General features: G+C 69.3%; 16 protein-coding genes. 10 read left to right on the top strand and 6 right to left on the bottom strand.

Going from position 1 to position 17,423, the window contains the following annotated elements:
* Positions 1-35: 35 nt before the first annotated feature.
* On the bottom strand, positions 36-881 hold the full coding sequence (locus ABZX37_RS39530; protein WP_354748528.1) for a helix-turn-helix transcriptional regulator: 846 nt from the start codon (positions 879-881) through the stop codon (positions 36-38).
* A gap of 103 nt (positions 882-984) precedes the next feature.
* Here ABZX37_RS39530 and ABZX37_RS39525 point away from each other — a divergent pair, with 103 nt between their 5' ends.
* On the top strand, positions 985-2,415 hold the full coding sequence (locus ABZX37_RS39525) for an MFS transporter (protein ID WP_354748526.1): 1,431 nt from the start codon (positions 985-987) through the stop codon (positions 2,413-2,415).
* Here the strand turns inward: ABZX37_RS39525 and ABZX37_RS39520 are convergent.
* Complete coding sequence (locus ABZX37_RS39520; protein ID WP_354748524.1) at positions 2,365-5,427, bottom strand: BTAD domain-containing putative transcriptional regulator; 3,063 nt, start codon at positions 5,425-5,427, stop codon at positions 2,365-2,367. The genes ABZX37_RS39525 and ABZX37_RS39520 overlap by 51 nt on opposite strands.
* Before the next feature lie 118 nt (positions 5,428-5,545).
* Between ABZX37_RS39520 and ABZX37_RS39515 the strand changes: the two genes are divergently transcribed.
* Together ABZX37_RS39515 and ABZX37_RS39510 are read left to right on the top strand one after the other, a co-directional pair.
* On the top strand, positions 5,546-6,181 hold the full coding sequence (locus ABZX37_RS39515; protein WP_354748522.1) for a helix-turn-helix domain-containing protein: 636 nt from the start codon (positions 5,546-5,548) through the stop codon (positions 6,179-6,181).
* A gap of 1 nt (position 6,182) precedes the next feature.
* On the top strand, positions 6,183-6,479 hold the full coding sequence (locus tag ABZX37_RS39510; protein ID WP_354748520.1) for a DUF6204 family protein: 297 nt from the start codon (positions 6,183-6,185) through the stop codon (positions 6,477-6,479).
* Here the strand turns inward: ABZX37_RS39510 and kynU are convergent.
* A complete protein-coding gene (kynU, locus tag ABZX37_RS39505; protein WP_354748518.1) occupies positions 6,454-7,740 on the bottom strand; it encodes a kynureninase in 1,287 nt (428 codons plus the stop codon). The two genes, ABZX37_RS39510 and kynU, sit on opposite strands and share 26 nt — an antisense overlap.
* A 176-nt stretch (positions 7,741-7,916) precedes the next feature.
* Here kynU and ABZX37_RS39500 point away from each other — a divergent pair, with 176 nt between their 5' ends.
* The 4 genes from ABZX37_RS39500 (at position 7,917) to ABZX37_RS39485 (ending at position 11,736) form a co-directional block, all read left to right on the top strand.
* Positions 7,917-9,287: an APC family permease gene (locus ABZX37_RS39500; protein WP_354748516.1), complete on the top strand. Its 1,371-nt coding sequence runs from the start codon at positions 7,917-7,919 to the stop codon at positions 9,285-9,287.
* A complete protein-coding gene (locus ABZX37_RS39495; protein WP_354748514.1) occupies positions 9,284-10,123 on the top strand; it encodes an MBL fold metallo-hydrolase in 840 nt (279 codons plus the stop codon). The genes ABZX37_RS39500 and ABZX37_RS39495 overlap by 4 nt, the downstream gene beginning before the upstream one ends.
* 63 nt (positions 10,124-10,186) lie before the next feature.
* A complete protein-coding gene (locus tag ABZX37_RS39490) occupies positions 10,187-10,750 on the top strand; it encodes a hypothetical protein (protein ID WP_354748513.1) in 564 nt (187 codons plus the stop codon).
* Complete coding sequence (locus tag ABZX37_RS39485; protein ID WP_354748511.1) at positions 10,747-11,736, top strand: hypothetical protein; 990 nt, start codon at positions 10,747-10,749, stop codon at positions 11,734-11,736. Before ABZX37_RS39490 ends, ABZX37_RS39485 begins: the two co-directional genes overlap by 4 nt.
* On the opposite strand, the gene ABZX37_RS39480 is transcribed toward ABZX37_RS39485, so the two are convergent.
* On the bottom strand, positions 11,733-12,254 hold the full coding sequence (locus ABZX37_RS39480) for an N-acetyltransferase family protein (RefSeq protein ID WP_354748509.1): 522 nt from the start codon (positions 12,252-12,254) through the stop codon (positions 11,733-11,735). The two genes, ABZX37_RS39485 and ABZX37_RS39480, sit on opposite strands and share 4 nt — an antisense overlap.
* Before the next feature lie 42 nt (positions 12,255-12,296).
* Between ABZX37_RS39480 and ABZX37_RS39475 the strand changes: the two genes are divergently transcribed.
* Positions 12,297-12,854 (top strand): XRE family transcriptional regulator, encoded by a 558-nt coding sequence (locus tag ABZX37_RS39475; RefSeq protein ID WP_354748507.1) that lies wholly within the window; start codon positions 12,297-12,299, stop codon positions 12,852-12,854.
* A gap of 92 nt (positions 12,855-12,946) precedes the next feature.
* The gene (locus ABZX37_RS39470) at positions 12,947-14,347 is read left to right on the top strand and encodes an MFS transporter (protein ID WP_354748505.1); all 1,401 of its coding nucleotides are present in this window, start codon (positions 12,947-12,949) and stop codon (positions 14,345-14,347) included.
* On the opposite strand, the gene ABZX37_RS39465 is transcribed toward ABZX37_RS39470, so the two are convergent.
* Complete coding sequence (locus tag ABZX37_RS39465) at positions 14,238-15,827, bottom strand: DNA polymerase ligase N-terminal domain-containing protein (protein WP_354748596.1); 1,590 nt, start codon at positions 15,825-15,827, stop codon at positions 14,238-14,240. The two genes, ABZX37_RS39470 and ABZX37_RS39465, sit on opposite strands and share 110 nt — an antisense overlap.
* Positions 15,828-15,841: 14 nt before the next feature.
* Complete coding sequence (locus ABZX37_RS39460) at positions 15,842-16,318, bottom strand: MarR family winged helix-turn-helix transcriptional regulator (protein WP_354748503.1); 477 nt, start codon at positions 16,316-16,318, stop codon at positions 15,842-15,844.
* A gap of 84 nt (positions 16,319-16,402) precedes the next feature.
* Between ABZX37_RS39460 and ABZX37_RS39455 the strand changes: the two genes are divergently transcribed.
* The gene (locus ABZX37_RS39455) at positions 16,403-17,038 is read left to right on the top strand and encodes an NAD(P)H-dependent oxidoreductase (protein WP_354748501.1); all 636 of its coding nucleotides are present in this window, start codon (positions 16,403-16,405) and stop codon (positions 17,036-17,038) included.
* The last annotated feature ends 385 nt before the right edge of the window (positions 17,039-17,423 follow it).

Below are 17,423 nucleotides of genomic sequence, written 5' to 3'. Positions count from 1 at the left end.
GGATGATGCCATACGAAGGGCGTTGGGCAGGCCGGTTAGCGGGAAGCGACCTCCAACAGCCGCAACGCGTCCCGGGAAGCGGCGTCGCGCGGGGTGTACGCCTCCAGCTGGTGGTCGGGGCTGTCGGGCTGGAGCCAGACCTGGTAGTCGATGTTCACGGTGCCGAGCGTCGGGTGGCGCAGGTCCATCGGGCCGCTCGTGCAGTCGACGACGTCGCCGGTCGCCCAGAGCGCGGCGAATTCCGGGCTGCCCATGGCGAGTTCGCCGATCAGCTCCGCGAGCCGGGCGTCGGTCGGGTGCTTGCCGGACATCAGGCGCAGGTAGCCGACATGGGTGCGGGCGAGCTCCGCCCAGTTGCGATACAGGTCGCGGTGCAGCGGGTCGAGGAAGAACATCCGCGGGATCGACGGGCGGGTTTCGGGCGAGTCCGGCGCGGCGTAGTCGAGGTGTTCGGCGTGCAGGAGGTGGCCGGTGCGGTTCCAGCCGAGTACGTCGCCGCGGCGGCCGAGGACGATTGCGGGGACGCTGTCGCTCAGCGCGTGCAGCAGGGTCGCGACGTGCGGGTCCAGCGTTTCCGGCGCGGGGCGCACCAGCCGGGGGACTCCGCAGCGCTGGGCGAGGTTGTGCAGGTGGCTCGACTCGGTCTCGTCGAGGTTGAGCACCCGCGCGAGCGCGTCGAGCACCTGCGGCGACGCGGTGCCGGACTGGTCCTGCTCCAGCCGCGTGTAGTAGCCGGCGCTCACGCCCGCGAGCTGGGCGAGTTCCTCCCGGCGCAGACCAGGCACCCGGCGGAGCGTGCCGTACGTCCGCATCCCGGCGGCGTCCGGTGTCACGCGGTCACGGCGGGTCTTGAGGAACACGCCGAGGGTTTCAGTCTGCATGATCTCGATCGTAGGCAACCAGGCAGAACCGTGCCTGCACCTGCGAGGGGTACTCATCGCCGGTGCTGGCCGAGTGCGGCCGCGGGTTCCGAGGATCGGGGGCATGACGGAAACTCGCCGCGCCTGGCTGGGACTGCTCGTGGTGCTCGGACCGGTCCTGCTGGTCTCGATGGACGGTTCGATCCTGTTCCTGACCATGCCGACCATCACCCGCGCCCTCGCCCCGACCGCCGACCAGGCCCTGTGGATCCTCGACAGCTACGGCTTCGCGGTCGGCTCGCTGCTCATCGCGTTCGGCAACCTCGGCGACCGGTACGGGCGGCTGAAACTGCTGATGATCGGCGTCGCGGTCTTCGGGGCGGGTTCCGCGGGCGCCGCGTTCGCGCCGACGCCGGAATGGCTCATCGGCTGCCGCGTGCTCATGGGGCTCGGCGGCGCGACGCTGTTGCCGTCGGGGCTCGCGGTGCTCAGCGAACTGTTCCCCGAGCCGCGGCGGCGGGCCAGGGCGATCGGGATCTTCGCCGCGACGTTCGCCGCGGGTTTCGCGATCGGCCCGATCCTCGGCGGGCTGCTGCTGAGCCGATTCGGCTGGGGGTCGGTGTTCCTGGTCAATCTGCCGGTCGTCGCAGTCTTCCTCGCGGCCGCGCCGGTAGTGCTGCGGGAGGCCAGGACGACCCGGCAGGGCAAGGTCGACCTGCTCAGCATCGCGTTGTCCGCGGGCGGGTTGCTGCTGGCGGTCTACGCCGTCAAGGAATTCGCCGCCTACGGTCCTTCTTGGCCGGTCGCGTTCGCTGGCGTCGCCGGGGCCGGGGTGCTGACGTGGTTCGTGCTGCGGCAGCGGACGTTGGAGTATCCGCTCCTCGACGTGAGTCTGTTCCGCGAGAAGGTGTTCACCGTCGCGGTGATCACCGGGGTGCTGTCCCTGTTCGCGTGGTCGGCGGCGGCGTATCTGACCGGGGTCTACCTCCAATCCGTGCTGGGGTTGTCCGTGCTCCACGCCGCGCTGCTCGCGCTTCCGGGCGCGGTCGCCCTGACCGCGACGTGCGTGCTCACCCCGGCGCTCGCGGCGCGGATCGGGAGCCGGGCGGCCTTGGTGACCTGCCATTTCGCGATCGCGCTCGGGCTGGCGCTGCTGCTTGCGACCACGGTGACCGGCGGGGCCGGATGGTTCGTCGCCTCGACCGTGGTCGCCGGTTTCGGCTACGGGATCTCGTTCTCGCTGGTAGCGGACACGGCGGTCGGCGCGGTCCCGGCGGATCGGGCCGGTTCGGCGGGAGCGATCAGCGAGACGGCCAACGAGATCGGTCATGCGCTGGGGATCGCGTTGCTGGGTTCGGTGGCGGCGTTCGTTTTTCGGTTGCTGGCGCCGGAGGGGGCCGCAGCTGAGAAGGAGGCTGTGGTGAGTGGGTTGCATGTCGCGATGGGCGTCGCGGCGGCGCTTTGCGTGGGGTTGGGGGTGCTTGCGTTGCGATGGCTGCCCAAATCAGCTGAGGACGTCGTAAGCGAGGGCGATCGGGTCGTCGACTGTGCCTGACGGTTCGGCCTGGACGGCGGCTGCGACGGCGGTCGCGTCCGGCAGGGCCAGGTGCGGGCCGCCGAGGAAGCGGTGTGCGGCGGCCACCAAGTCTGCGGCGGCGACCGGGCGGTTGACGCGCAGGGCGTGGTCGGCGATGCCCAGGAGGATGATCGCCAGATACAGCACCTCACCGGCTTCCGCGGCCAAGGCGAGTGCTTCGCGGCGGCGGTCCCGGGCTGCGGGCAGGTCGCCGGTTTGGGCGTCCAGGTAGGCGTGCGAATGCTGGATCATCGCGCGGAACAACGGATGCGGCTCGGATTCGCTCAACAGCGCTTCGGCGCGGTTTAGTTCCAGCCGCGCTTCCGCCAGATCGCCGCGCCAGCGGGCCAGGTCCGCTTTCGTCTGGGCCAGGAACGCGAGCGAATCAGGGAACGGCACGCTCCGCGCGTCGCGTTCGGCGGCGGTTACCGCGGCCGACGCCGCTGCCTCGTCGCCGAGTTGCCAGAACAGGTGCGCTTGCCGTCCGCGGGCGAACAAGACGTCTTCGGCTGAACCGATCTCCGAGACGACCTGGATCGATTCCTCGTAGCACGAAACGGCTTCCTCCAGTTCGCCGCGACGGCCGACGACATCGGCGAGGCTGTTCAGCGCCAGTGACGTTCCCCAGCGTTCCCCGCACAGCCGGAACAGCCGGACGGCCTCGCGGATGTCGGCTTCCTGCGCGGCCGGGGCGTGCCAGAGGTTCAGTTGCGTCCGCGCCCGGTGCAGCCGGGCATGCGCGCGCAACCACGGGTCATCGTCGGCCAGCAATTCGTCCAATGTGGACTTAATCGTGCCGCTGTCCGCGGTCTGCGTGAACACCGGGAGGATGGACCGCAGCAAGGAATTCTTGCTGTCACGGCTGAGTTCGAGCGCTTTGCGGCCCAAGGCGTCGGCGGAGGTCTCGGAGGTCATCCCGATGGTCAGCAGCAACGCGGCCATCGCGTACCCCATCGCGCGCAGTTCGCGATCCACCTCGCCGGACAACGCCAAGGCCGCCTCGGTCAGTTCCTGCGCCTCGGTTTTGTGCCCGGTCAGCATCCAGAACCACGCGCACGACGTCGCCAGCCGAAGCGCCGTCGTCGCCTCGCCAGCGGCGATCGCGCCGCGTGCCGCCGAGATCAGGTTGCCGTGTTCGGCGGCGAAGCGCGCCAGCCATTCGATCTGCTCGGCGCGGCGCAGGTATTTGTCGCCGGTCTCGGCGAACCGGGCGAACCACTCGGCGTGCGCCTGGCGCAGTTCCTCGCGTTCGTCGGCCACAGCCAGCTGTTCCAGGCCGTACGCCTTGATCGTCTCGAGCATCCGGTAGCGCGGCTCGGCGTCCCCGGAAATGGCGATTAGCGATTTGTCGACTAATGCGCTGAGCAGCTCAGACGTACCGCCGCAGACCGCTTCCGCTGCCTCCGCGGTCGCACCGCCGGAGAACACCGACAACCGGCGCAGCAGTTGCCGTTCGTCCGGTTCCAGCAGGTCCCAGCTCCAGTCGACCACCGCGCGCAGCGTGCGATGCCGCGGCAGCGCGGTCCGGCTTCCCGCGGTGAGCAGACGGAACCGGTCGTCGAGCCGGGCGGCCAGTTGCGACACGGTCAGCGAGCGCAACCGGGCGGCGGCGAGTTCGACCGCGAGGGGCATTCCGTCGAGCGCTCGGCAGATCCGCACCACGTCGTCCACAGTGGACTCATCGACGGTGAAGCCCGGCCGGACGGCAGCGGCGCGGTCGGCCAGCAGTCGCACCGAAGCGCACGACATCGCTTCGACGGGCGTCGCGTTCTCCGCAGGTAGGGTCAGCGGTTCGACTGGCCAGAGCGCTTCGCCGGTCACTGCCAACGGTTCCCGGCTGGTCGCGAGAATGCGCAGCCGAGGGCATTCGCCGAGCAGGTGGTCGGCCAGTTCCGCGGCGGCTTCGATGACGTGCTCGCAATTGTCGAGCACCAGTACCGCGTCCCGATCGCGCAGCGCTCTTGTCGCCCGCTCGCGCGGAGTGCCGCTGGCGAGCGTCCCGGGGTACATCTGCTCGCGCAGGCCCAGCGCGTCGAGCACGGCCTGCGGAACGTCCGCTCCGTCGGTGAGCGGGGCCAGTTCGACGAACCACACGCCGTTGCGTTCGGACAGCAGATGCCGTCCGGTTTCCGTGGCCAGCCGGGTCTTCCCGGCCCCGCCGGGTCCGGTCAGCGTGGTCAGCCGGTACTCGCCGATCAGCTTGGCCACGCGGGTGATCTCAGTGTTCCGGCCGACGAAACTGGTCAGCCCGGCTCGCAGGTTCGTGCGCGCCTCGTCCTCGTCGGCCACCGTTTCGCGGAGGATTTTGGTGTGCGCGGCGGCCAGTTCCGGGGCGGGGTCGGCACCGAGTTCATCCGCCAGCGCCATCCGGGTTCGCGCGAATACCTGCAACGCTTCGGCCGGTCGCCCGGCGGCTTGCAGCGAGAGCATCAACGCCGCGGCCAGCCGTTCGCGCAGCGGATGTTCGGCCAGTTGTTTCGACAGCTCCTCGGCGAGATCCGCGCCGTGCCCCAACCGGAGCACAGCTTCCGCGTACTCCTCGGTGGCGGAAAGCCGCAGCTCATTCAGCCGCACAATGTGGCCCTGAAAGAACTGCGCGTCAGAGACGTCGCCGAGTGCCGGGCCGCGCCACAGGTTGAGCGCCTCGCGCAGCAGTACGACTCGCTCCTCGTCCGGAGCCGTCCTGGCTGCGGTGACCAACTCCTCGAAGCGCGCCGCGTCCACGGTCGCTTCGGGCAGCCGGTAGCCGGACGGTGTGGAGTCGAGCCGCGTCCCAGCGCGGCGGAGCCGCGAGACGAGCGCCTGCAGCGCGTTGGCCGTGGCTGGCGGACGCGTCCCCCAGACGGCGTCGACGAGTCGCCCGGCCGAGACGACCCGGCCGGGCTCCAGCGCGAGGGCGCTCAGCAGCGTCCGCAATCGGGCGCCGGTGATCTCGACCGCGGCACCGTCGTCGTTCCGGACCTCCAGCGGGCCCAGCAAGCCGATCCGCACCTCGTCGATGATGCCGGGTCGGCGGCCGTCCCGTCCTCCGGGATCGCCCCGATATCCGCGGGACCCGGGCAGAAAAATGGAGTCGACACCAAGTTTGGAGTCTGCTTCACTCTTCGGCGTGGGACTTCGGGAGCGGAAGAAGCAGGAGACGGTGCGGCGGGTCGCGGAAACCGCGCTGCGCCTGTTCGTCGAGCGCGGATTCGACGCAGTGACGATCGCCGAGGTCGCGGAGGCTTCCGACGTCGCGGTCAACACGGTCTACAACCACTTCCGCGTCAAGGAAGACCTGGTGCTGCCGCCGTCGGAAGCCTCGGCGGGACGGCTGGCTGAGATCGTGCGAGCGCGCGGGTCAGGAGTGTCCGCGGCGCGCGCGGTGCTGGACCGTCTGCGCGGCGAGATCGAGCAGCGCTCAAGGACGATCGGGCTGAGTCCGGGGTTCGGCCGGGTGCTGCCGATGATGCTGGCCGCGCCCACGCTCGCCGCCCGGCTGCAGGACCTCGGCCAGCAGATGGTCGCCGAACTCGCCGATCTGCTGACCGCGGAAACCGGTGCGGCGCAGGGGGATCCGGTGCCCGGGCTGGTCGCCGCGCAGATCGGGTGGGCGCACAGCCTGCTGTACGGCGAGATCGGCAAACGCACCGTCGCCGGCGAGCGGCCGGACGACATCGCGGAGGCGGCGTTGACGCTCCTCGATGCGGTTGAAGGCCTGCTCAGCGACCAAGTACTGACTTATGCGACCCGAAAGGACGCCTGACATGGACGCGTTCCGCGTGATCATCCGCGGCAAATTCGACGCTCTCGACGAGAGCGCCCGTGCGGTGCTGGCGGCTAAGACCGACGTGGCCTTCACTGAGGAAGGCACGTTCAGCTACGACGTCAACGCAACGGCGTTCACCTTCCGCTGCCAGGTCCCGGCCGGTCCGGACGACGACGAACGCGCGGCCAAAGACGGCGCGACCGCCGCGTTGGCCGAGCACGGACTGCCGTATCGGGACCTGAACTACGCGGTCACCGACTTGCGCGCGATCAAGATCCGGCGCAAGAACCGCTGACGACGTCCGCCAGCGCGGTCGCCGCGCGCCAGCAGTCGTGGAAGGTGGAATACATCGGCACCGGCGCGAGGCGGATGACGTCGGGGCGGCGGGCGTCGGCGATGACTCCGTGCCGGGTGCGCAACGCGGCGCTGACCGCATCGGCGTCCAAACCGTGCAGCCGGACGGAAAGCTGCGCTCCCCGGCGGTCTGGCTCGCGGGGCGTGAGGACCTCCATCGGACGCCCCGCACCGGCCTCGTCGAGCAGCGTCTCAAGGTAGCCGGTCAGCCGGATGCTCTTGGCGCGCAAGGCATCCATGCCCACCGCGTCGAACATTTCCAGCGAAGCCCGCACCGGGGCCATGGCGAGGATCGGCGGGTTCGACAGCTGCCAGGAATCGGCGGTGTCGACCGGCGTCACCGTCGGATGCATGCGGAACCGCACGTCCGGGTCGGTGCTCCACCAACCCGCCAGCTTCGGCAGCGACCGATCCGCGAGATGCCGTTCGTGCACGAACGCTCCGGCGAGCGCACCCGGACCGCTGTTGAGATATTTGTAGGTGCACCAAGCGGCCCAGTCGACGCCCCAGTCGTGCAGCCGCAGCGGCACGTTGCCCGCCGCGTGCGCGAGATCCCAGCCCACGACCGCTCCGGCGGCGTGCCCGGCACGGGTGATCGCCGGGATGTCGAGGAATTCCCCGCTGTAGTAGTTGACCCCGCCCAGCAGGACGAGTGCGACCCGGTGCCCGTGCTCAGCGAGCCAGCCGGTGACGTCCTCGCTGCGCAACGTCGATTCCCTGGGACGCGGCGAAAGCCGGATGACCGCTTCGTCCGGGTCGTAGCCGTGGAACGCGGCCTGGCTGCGGACCGCGTAGCTGTCGGACGGGAAAGCGGTGTCCTCGATGAGGATCGCGTGCCGTTCCGGGGTCGGCCGGTAGAAGCTGACCATCATCAGGTGCAGGTTGACCGTCAGCGAGTTCATCATCACGACCTCGCCCGGCCGCGCACCGACGAGCCGCGCCGCCGGATCGCGCAACTGCCGGTGGTAGGAGACCCACGGACGCTCGGCCTCGCCGTGCCCCTCGACGCCGAGCCGCGCCCAGTCGTCGAGTTCCGCGTCCAGCGCGGCGCGAGTCGCGATCGGCTGCAGGCCCAGGGAGTTCCCGGCGAAGTAGGCCGTCTCGGCGTAGCCGCCGCCGGTCGCGGGCGGGACGTGGAACCGCGCCCGCGACGTCGGCAACGGGTCCTGAGCGTCGAGATCGCGGGCAGCGGCCTCAGTCATGGGAACTCCCCAAATCGGAAAACGCGGGCCCCTCATCGTTCTTGCCGGACGCCATGCCCGTCCAATACCTGATTCGCTCGTTGCCATGCCTGCCCGGCTATCCCGGCGGTATTCCCGAACAGCTATGCCGCGGCAGGTATTCGGTATTTCCGCACCGCCGCGGATTGGGTGACGCTGTGCCGATCGACAACGGCCAGCAGAAGGCAGTGATCACGATGCCGACCGAACCCGCAGACGCGAACCTCAAACGAAGCATCTCCCTCTTCCAAGCCGTCGGAGTCTCGTTTCACCAGGTAGTCGGCGGCGGGGTCGTCGCGTTGATGGGCACCGCCATCGCGCTGACCGGGGCCGGCGCGCCGATCGCCTTCGCCCTCGCGGCGCTCGCGGTGATCGTCTATTCGCTGCCGATCGCGTCCCTCGGCAGCGCGATGCCAGTCACCGGCGGCCGCTACACTTACGCCGCGCGGCTGGTCTCGCCCGGGGCCGGGTTCGCGTCGATGTGGTTGTCCGCCGTGTCGGTGATCCAGCTCAGCCTGATGGCGCTGGCCGGGGCGAACTATGTCAGCGCGCTCGTGCCCGGCGTTCCGGTCCGGCCGCTCGCGATCGCCCTGATCACGGTGTTCTTCCTGACGAACCTGGCGGGCGCGACGTTCTCCAGCCGGGTCGGCCTCGTGCTCGCGGTCGTCATGCTCGCCGCCTTCCTGCTGTACGGGATCGCGGGTGCCGGGCAGGTGCGGTGGAGCGAGTTCGGGAACCTGACCCCGCACGGCATCGGCGGCTTGCTCAACGCCGCGGCCATGCTCACCTTCGCCACCACGGGCGCGTTCCTCATCGCCGACATCGGCGGCGAGATGAAGCGTCCGGGTCGCGACATCCCGCTGTCCGTTGTCGGCGGGACCCTCGTCGCGGCGGTGATCTACGTGATCGTGGCGATTCCGTCGGTGGGCGTGCTCGGGGCGGGGGCGTCCGCGGGCAAGCCGATGTCCGACGTCGCCCGACACATCCTGTCCCCGGGCGGGTTCGCGTTCTTCATCCTCGGCGGCGCGATGGCGTCGGTGATCGGGCACATCAATTCGCTGCTGCTGGCCGCGACGAAACCCGTGCTCTCCGCGACCGGGGACGGCTGGCTGCCCGCCGGGCTCGGCGCGGTGAACCGCAGGTTCGGCACCCCGCACTGGCTGCTGGCGATCCTCTACCTGATCGGCGTGGTCCCGGTGCTCGCCGGCTTCAGCGTCGCGAACATCGCGGCCATGACGTCGATCGTCACCGGGCCGTTGCTGACTCTGCTGATCATCGCGTCGTGGCGGGTGCGCCGGCTGCGGCCGGAACTGCACGCGGCGGCCCCGTTCCGGATGCGCCGGACGTCGCACGCCGTTCTCTCCGTGCTCGGCGTCGCGATCCTGGGCGGGCAGACCTGGTTGCTGCTCAAGCAGATCACGCCGCCCGCGCTCCTCGCGCTGGCAGCCTGGAGTGTGCTGGGGTTCGGCGTGTGGCTGGCGCGCCGGTCGCGAACTGATTCCTTCAACCTCGAAAGCGAGCGCGGATGACCACGCAACTGATCCTTCTCGGCACGGCGGGCGGTCCCGCGCCGAAACGCACCCGGAGCGCTCCGGCGCAGGCGATCGTCGTCAACGGCGCGACCTACGTGATCGATTGCGGCAACGGCGTCGCCCGGCAGCTGGTGCACGCGGGAATCAAGCTGGACTCGCTGCGCGCGGTCGGCATCACCCATCACCACTCCGACCACAACGCCGACTACGGCAACCTCTACCTGCTGGCCTGGGCGGCGAACCTGGAACGTCGCGTCCCCGCGTTCGGGCCGCCGCCCCTCGCGGAGATGACGCGGCATTTCCTCGCGATGAACCGCTTCGACATCGACACCCGAGTCGGCGACGAGGGCCTGCGTCCGTTGGACCAGCTGCTCGATCCGCACGAGATCGCGGCGGACGGCGTGGTCTTCGAGGACGAGAACGTGCGGATCACCGCGGCCCGCGTGGACCATCCGCCGATCGTCGACGCCTTTGCCTACCGCATCGACACTGCGGACCGGTCCATCGTGATTTCCGGCGACACCGCGCCGTGCGAGAACCTGGTGCGGCTCGCTGAGGGCGCGGATGTGCTGGTGCACGAGGTCATGTACGTCCCCGCGGTCGACGAGATGGTGCGCCAGTTCAACGGCACGACGCTGCGGGACCATCTCCTGGCGAGCCACACGAGCGTCGACCGGGTTGGTGCGCTCGCCAAGGAAGCGGGCGTCCGGACTCTCGTGCTGTCGCATTTCGTCCCGACTGATGCGGACATTCCCGACGACGTATGGCGCGAGCACGCCGCGGCCGGGTTCGACGGTGAGGTGGTCGTCGGCCAGGACCTGCTGAGCCTCTGACTGGATCCGGTGGAAGTCGCGTCGTTCCCCGGCTTCGGTGCGTTTGGTACCTACAGTGGCGAGGTGACTACGCCCGCAGAGGACCAGCGCGACCACGTGATGGCGCGCGCGTCCGCGCTCCGCCGTGACATTCGCGCGGGTCTGGCGCAGCTGCCGGACCAGGCGGACGACGAACGTACTCAGACGCTCGACGCCTTGGTCGAGCGGGCGGAGACGCTGCTGAGCACCGAGAAGGAAGTCGACGCCGCCGTCGAGCAGGTGCGGCTCGCCCGGTTGGAAGCGAAGCGCGGCAAGGTGCAGCGGACGACGCTGTACCTGGCGGTCGCGCCGGTCGCCGTCGGGATGGTGAGCGGCGCGATGATGCTGTTCGGTGCGCTCAACCCGGTCTGGCTGCTGCTCGCGTTGCCGTTGCTGGGCGCTGGCTTGCGGATCGCGTTCGGGCCGCTCGGTCCGACGCCGCTGATGGTCAACCGGCGGCAGCGGGCGGCGTACAGCGGGGCTTTGGCGGCGATCTTCACCGCGGTCGCGCTGATCGGGGCCGGACCGGCCGTCCAGCCGATCATGGTCATTCTGGCGGCGCTCGCCATGGTCGCGACCGTGGCGTTTCTGGTGCAGGAGGCGCGGTGACCTACTCCGAGTACTACCGCGACACCGAGTACTACCCGGCCGAGGAAGGCCCGGAGGCCGATCCGGAACTGGTTGCTCTCACCGACACTGTCGGCGGTATGCAAGAGACCGTCGACGATCTGGAAAGCCGCACCGTCCGCGACCTTTCCGAACTGCGCGAGACCGTCGAGTCGTTCACCGAAACGCATTCCCGGCACGAAACCCGCCTCGACCACACCGCCCGGCAGCTGGAACGGCTCCGGCAGCGGCTGCTGGTGCTCGAACGCGCGGTGCGGGTGTCGGAGAAGGTTCCGGTGGTCGATCTGGATGACGTCGGCCCGCGGCTGCGGCAACTCGCCGCCGAAGCGGAACGGCGGCACAGCCTCGCCGCGCAGCTGCTCACGCCGAGCCAGCGCCGACCGCACGAAGAGGACGTCGCGCGGCTGCCTCAGGCGCAGAAAGCGTTGGCGGAGTGCGAAGTGGCGTTGATCGGCGTGCTGGAGGTGCTGGCGACAGCCGAGCGCGGCACGCCGGAACGGGACGACGCGGAGTCGCGACTGCCCGAAGTGGTCGCTCGACGGCGCGGTGTGCTGGACCGTCAGTTGCCTGCCGCGCGGGAGGACGCCGAAGCGGCGCAACAACTTCTGGCCGCGGACGAGGTGACGCGGACGCGGGTGCTGCCGCAGATCGAGAAGTGCGAACGGGATTGGGAAGAGCTGCATTCCCGGTTGCGCGAGCGGATCACCGAGGCGATCGGGTCGAGCGCGCTGCTGCCGGTGTGGTTCACGCACGCGTTCGGAGTCGCGCCCCCGTCCGGCGCGGCAGGCGACAAGTGGATCCGCGCGGCGACGTCAGCGCTGGCCTACCGGGTGACGCACGGCGTGGTCGATCCCGCGCTGCCGCTGGGGGAGCCGCCGCCGTCGGACACGGACTGGACGGAACCGAAGTGGTCCTGGCGGGCCCGGCTTGAGCACGACATCGAGGAACTCGACCTCGGGGTGGACTAGCGCGGTTCTTCTGGCGCGGCGTCTGTCGCGGGGGCGAGTTCGCGTTGCATCCAGGTGACGTCGCGCCAGGCACCGTGTTTCCAGCCGATCCGCCGCCAGGTTCCGATCAGCTCGAAGCCCATCGCCTGGTGCAGCCCGACGCTGGGTTCGTTCGGCTGGGTCATCCCGGCCACCGCCGTGCGCAAGCCGCGTTCGGCGAGTCGGGCGAAAAGGGCTTCGTACAAGGCCTTTCCGCCACCTGCGCGTCGGCGATCCTGCGCCAGGTACACGCTCACCTCGCACGACCAGCGGTAGGCTGCGCGCTCCTTGTACGGGCTGCCGTACGCATACCCGACGACCGCGCCGTCGATTTCCAGCACCAGCCACGCGTACGACTTCGTCGCTTTCGCGATGCGGGCCGCCATTTCCGTCGGCGTCGGCGGTTCGGTCTCGAAGGTGATCGCGGTTTCCCGGACGTACGGCGCGTAGATCGCCGCGCAGGCCTCGGCGTCCCGTTCTTCGGCAGGTCGGATCAGCATGTACACGATAGTAGACATGAACCGCTGCTATAGTCGACCGCTGTGACCGATCCCCTCTCCGCTTCGCTCGCCGCGGCGGTGCGCGAAGCCCGCCAGGACCGTGCGCTGTCCGCTGGTGTGCTCGCCGAACGCTCCGGAGTTTCCCGCGCGATGATCGGGAAAATCGAACGCGGCGAGGCGCAGCCGACGGCCGTGTTGCTGAGCAGGCTCGCCACCGCGCTCGGGCTCACGCTGTCCGAACTCATCGCCCGCGCGGAGGGGGGCGACCGCCGCCTTGTCCGGCGCGAGGATCAGCCGACCTGGCAAGACCCGGTCACCGGCTACGTGCGCCGCGCGGTCTCGCCGCCCGGGCACGGCGCGACCGAGCTGGTGGAAATCGACCTGCCGCCTGGCGCGATAGCCGGGTTCCCGGCGAGTTCCTATGTCGTCGCGGATCACCAAGTCTGGGTGCTGTCCGGCCAACTGCGCTTCCACGAAGGCGAAGTGGTGCACGAACTCGCGGAAGGTGACTGCCTCCAGTTGGGCCGCCCGGTCGACTGCGCGTACGAGAATCCCGGCACCCGGCCCTGCCGCTATCTGGTGGTGCTCACCAAACGCTGAATATGACACAGTTCACGCCTGTTTTGTCCGATTACCGGGGTCTCCCGCCCGGAGATGATGCGACCGCATAAAGCATCCGGGAGGAGAAGAGAGTGGGTTCGTGGCGCGAATTGGGAGCGCACTTCAGCACTGCGGTCGTGCTGGCCGGTGGGGTGCTCGTCGGCGCGGTCAACATCTACGTGGCGGCAAGCCTTTTGCCGACCGCGGTCGCGGACATCGGCGGGGAACGGCTCTACGCGTGGAACATGACGGCGTTCCTGGTCGCGCAGGTCGTCGCGACGATGTTCGTCGGCCGGGCGCTCGCCCGGCTCGGCAACGCGACCGCGTACTACCTCGGGTTCGGCGTTTTCGCGGCGGGCTCGGTGGTGTGCGCGGTGAGCCCGGCGATGCCGGTGCTGCTGGCCGGTCGCGGGGTGCAGGGATTGGGCGCGGGATTGCTGACCGGGCTCGGGTTCGCGGTGATTCATTCCGCGCTGCCGCGGCAGTTGTGGGCGCGGGGGAGTGCGTTGATCTCGGCGATGTTCGGCGTCGGCAATCTCGTCGGCCCGGCGCTCGGCGGGCTGTTCGCGCAATTCGGTTCGTGGCGGGTGGCGTTCGTCGTGCTGGCGGTCGCGGCTGTCGTGATCGCGGCGTTGGTGCCGCGGGCGCTTCCGCGCAGTGAGCGAAGCGGCGAGACGGCCCCCGTGCCAGCCTTCGCGCTGGTAGCCGTCGTGGGCGCGGTTGGGGCGGTGAGCGTTGCCGGAATCTTGACGAACGTCGTCGCGATGGCCGCGTTCATCGTGCTGGGATTTGGCTTCGTGCTGGCATTTCTGCTCGTCGAGAAGCGCGCCGCGATCCGCGTGCTGCCCGCTGCGACCTACGAACCCGGCTCGTCGCTGAAGTGGATCTACCTGACCATCATGTGCCTCGCGGCCGGAGTGTCGGTGGAGTCGTTCCTGCCGCTGTTCGGCCAGCACCTTGGCGGATTGCCGCCTGCCGCAGCGGGATTCTTCTCCGCCGCACTCTCGTTCGGCTGGTCGGCGAGTCAGATAGTCAGTTCGTCAGCACGCCGGGTCCGGTTACTCTGTCTGGCCGGACCGACGCTGCTGGCTCTCGCGTTCGTCGTGCTTGCCTTGCTGCAGCAGGAAAACGCTTCGGTCTTGGCGTGGCTGGTTGTGCTTCTGGTTGGCGGCACCGGGATTGGCATCGCGATGCCGCACCTGTCGGTCGCGGCGATGGCCAGCGGTCAGCAAGCGGCGGCCGCGATCGCGACCGTGCTGACGATGGCGACCGCGTTCGGTGCGTCGATCGCCGGTCTGCTGGTGAACTTGGGCGCACCGTCGATGGTGACGTCCGCGCGCTACCTGCTGATCGGCTTCGCCGTCGTTGCCGCGGCGGGGATTTTCACGACAGCTGCGGCAGGCGTTGGTGCACGTCGAGCAGTTGCGCGAACGGATCTCCCGTCTTCGCCACGCGATCGAGCACCGTCCGGATCGTCCACCGATCCGGAGTGAGATCGGGGTCGTCGAGTTCGTCCCACTCCAGCGGGACGGACACCGGCGCCCCCGGCTTCGGCCGCACGCTGTACGGCGCGACGAGGGTTTTGTTCAGCACGTTCTGTGTGTAGTCGAGCCGCGCCAGCCCGCCGCGGCGGTCCTTGTGCCACGCCCAGCTCACCAGGTCCGGCAGGGTCTTGCCGATCGACTTCGACACGGTTTCCGCCCACGCCCGCGTCTCGGCGTACGTATACCGCGGCTCGACCGGAACCCAGATCTGAATGCCGCGCTGCCCGGTCGTCTTCGGCCGCCCGACGAGCCCGAAGTGGTCGAGCGCGGTGCGGTGCAGCCGGGCGAGCGCGAGCACGTCGTCGAAGGACGTCTCGGAACCGGGATCGATGTCGAACAGCAGCCAGGTCGGATGCTCGACGTCGGACGTGCGCGACGTCCAGGCGTGCAGCTCCAGCGCGGCGAAATTGGCCAGCCAGGCCAGATCCGCGACGCCGGAGGGCACGAGGTACTGCTGCACGTCGCCGGGGTCGGCTGCCTCGTAATGCCAGCGATGCAGCCACTCCGGCGCGTGGTCGGGCACTTCCTTGTGCCAGAAACCGGGTTTGCCGACGCCGCCGGGAAACCGGTTGGTGTTGAGCGCGCGGCCGGCGAGGTAGGGGAGCATCGTCGGCGCGATCCGGGTGTAGTACTCGATCAGCTCGCGTTTGGTGATCGGCGCTTCGCCCTCGCGGCCGGGAATCAACGTCTTGTCGAGGTTGGTGACCTTCAGCTGCCGCCCGGCGACCGTCCACGCACCTTGCTTGCCAAGCTCGCTCAGCGCTTTGAGTTCGTCCTCCGACGCTGGCTCGAACACCGCATGCAACGGCACTTCCGCCTCGGCCGCAGGCAAATCGCCCCGCCACAACGCGGGCGGCGCCGCAGCGATCTCGTCATTGGTGAGCCCGCTCTTCACCGACTTCGGATGATCCTCCGCGTCCCAGCCCGTCGTCGCGTGGTCATCCTGCTTGTGCAGCAGAAACCACTGCTTCCCGTCGCCGTCCCGCTTGGGATGGATCAACACGAAGCGCCCGGCCAGTTTCTCGCCGAACAGATCGAAGTGCAGGTTCCCGTCCGCGAGCGCCTGCTCCGGATCGTCGGTGTCGACCGGCTCCCAGCGTCCGCGATCCCACACGATCACGTCGCCGCCGCCGTATTCGCCGTGCGGGATCACGCCCTCGAAATCGGCGTACTCCAGCGGATGGTCCTCCACGTGCACAGCCATCCGCCGCGCCTTCGGGTCAAGCGTCGGCCCCTTCGGCACCGCCCAGCTGACCAGCACGCCACCGAGCTCGAGCCGGAAATCGTAATGCTTCCGCCGCGCCCGATGCCGCTGCACGACGAACCGGTGACCAGGTTCCTTGGGAGCGTTCGCACCAGACGGCTCGTCGGTCTTCGCGAAGTTGCGCATCGCGCGATACTTCGCGAGCCGCTCGGCGGCACCGTCCATTTCGCTGCCCCCGTTCAGCAGGCCGGAGGTTCCTCCGTGCACGAGCTGCTGTCGACCGTCCCCGAAGCCGCCTGCAACAGCAAGTTGTAGAGCTGTTCGCGCTGGTCAGGGTCAAGCGCCGCGAAAACCTCGTCCTCGACCGCCGCGAGCGCCGCCTCCGCGCGAGCCAGCTCCTTCGCCCCGCGCTCAGTCAGCACGACAACGTGCCGTCGACGGTCCTCCGGCGACCGCCGCCGCTCGATCAACTGGTCGTTTTCGAGGTCGTTGAGCAGGCCGACGACGTTGGTGCTGTCCATCTCGAGGATCTGCGCGAGGGACTGCTGAGTGCTGGACCCGCGCGTCTGAAGGACCGTCAGCGCGATCAGATGCCGAGGCCGCAGCCCGAACGGAGCCAGCACGCTTTCCGCGCGCAGCCGGATCCGTCGCGCGAAGTGCTCGAGCAACGCACCAGACCTGCGCGGAGCCTGGGCGACGAGCGGCAGCGGAGCCATGTGTCCAGTCTACGAGACGCGCCGGGTAGCTGCCGTGCTATAAATGGTTTGTCCAACACAAACTATCTACGGACGGTCATCGACATGGCACACCTGCTGCACCTCGACTCCAGCATCAACGGCGACCGCTCGGTAAGCCGCAAACTCAGCGCCCGTGCTGCTCAGGCCTGGCGCTCAGCCCACCCAGACGGGACGGTGACCTACCGAGATCTCGGCGCGAACCCGGTCCCGCACCTGGACCCGCTGGCCTGGGAAGCCCGCATCACCCCGTCGTCCGAGCACACCGCAGCCCACCTCGAAGCCGCACAAATCGGCGCGGAATTGGCGGCTGAGGTCCTGGCCGCGGACACCGTCCTGCTGGGCCTGCCGCTCTACAACTACGGTGCCCCCAGTTCGGTGAAAGCCTGGGTAGACCGCCTCATCGCCTCCGCCGGCGACGACCCGTCAGTGCTGGGCGCCGGCCGAGAACTCCTGGTCTTGGCCAGCCGAGGCGGCGGCTACGGAGAAGGCACTCCCCGGCACGGCTGGGACCACGCAGAAGGCTGGCTCCCGCACGGCCTCTCCCTGACCGGCCTCGATCCGCGCTTCATCACCGCGGAATTCACCATGGCAGACGTCAACCCAGGCCTGGCCGAATTCCGCCCCCACGCCGAGGAAAGCCTGGCAGCGGCGGAACGAGAAATCGACGCCCTCTGGACCCCCGCCAGCGCCACCCGCTGACCACCGAAGTCCGTGAAGGGCTCCTTGAAGGAATCTAATTCCCGCAAGGAGCCCTTCACGGACTTCAGAGACGGCGATGGTCCGTGAGGGGAACCCTGAGAGACTCAGATTCCCTGAGGGTTCCCCTCACGACCCGCCCCGCCCGCCGCTCGCCGGGATGCGCCCCAATGTGGCATTGGGTGCGTCGCATGCACCGAACGCCACATTGGGTGCGTCGCATGCACCCAATGCCACATTGGGGCGCTGTTCCCCGCCACCCGCGAACCGCGGCCGATGCGCCCAACCGGCGTTGCACCCACACCACCCCCGCACCCCGATACGAAGCCAAAATGCGGTCTGAGGGTGGTTGTCAAGGCATCTTTCCAGCCTTGACAACCACCCTCAG

Source organism: Amycolatopsis sp. NPDC004079 (assembly GCF_040610415.1).
GTDB lineage: Bacteria > Actinomycetota > Actinomycetes > Mycobacteriales > Pseudonocardiaceae > Amycolatopsis > Amycolatopsis halotolerans.
Note: the sequence above shows the minus strand (reverse complement) of the source record. Positions and strands in the feature narration are given on the sequence as shown.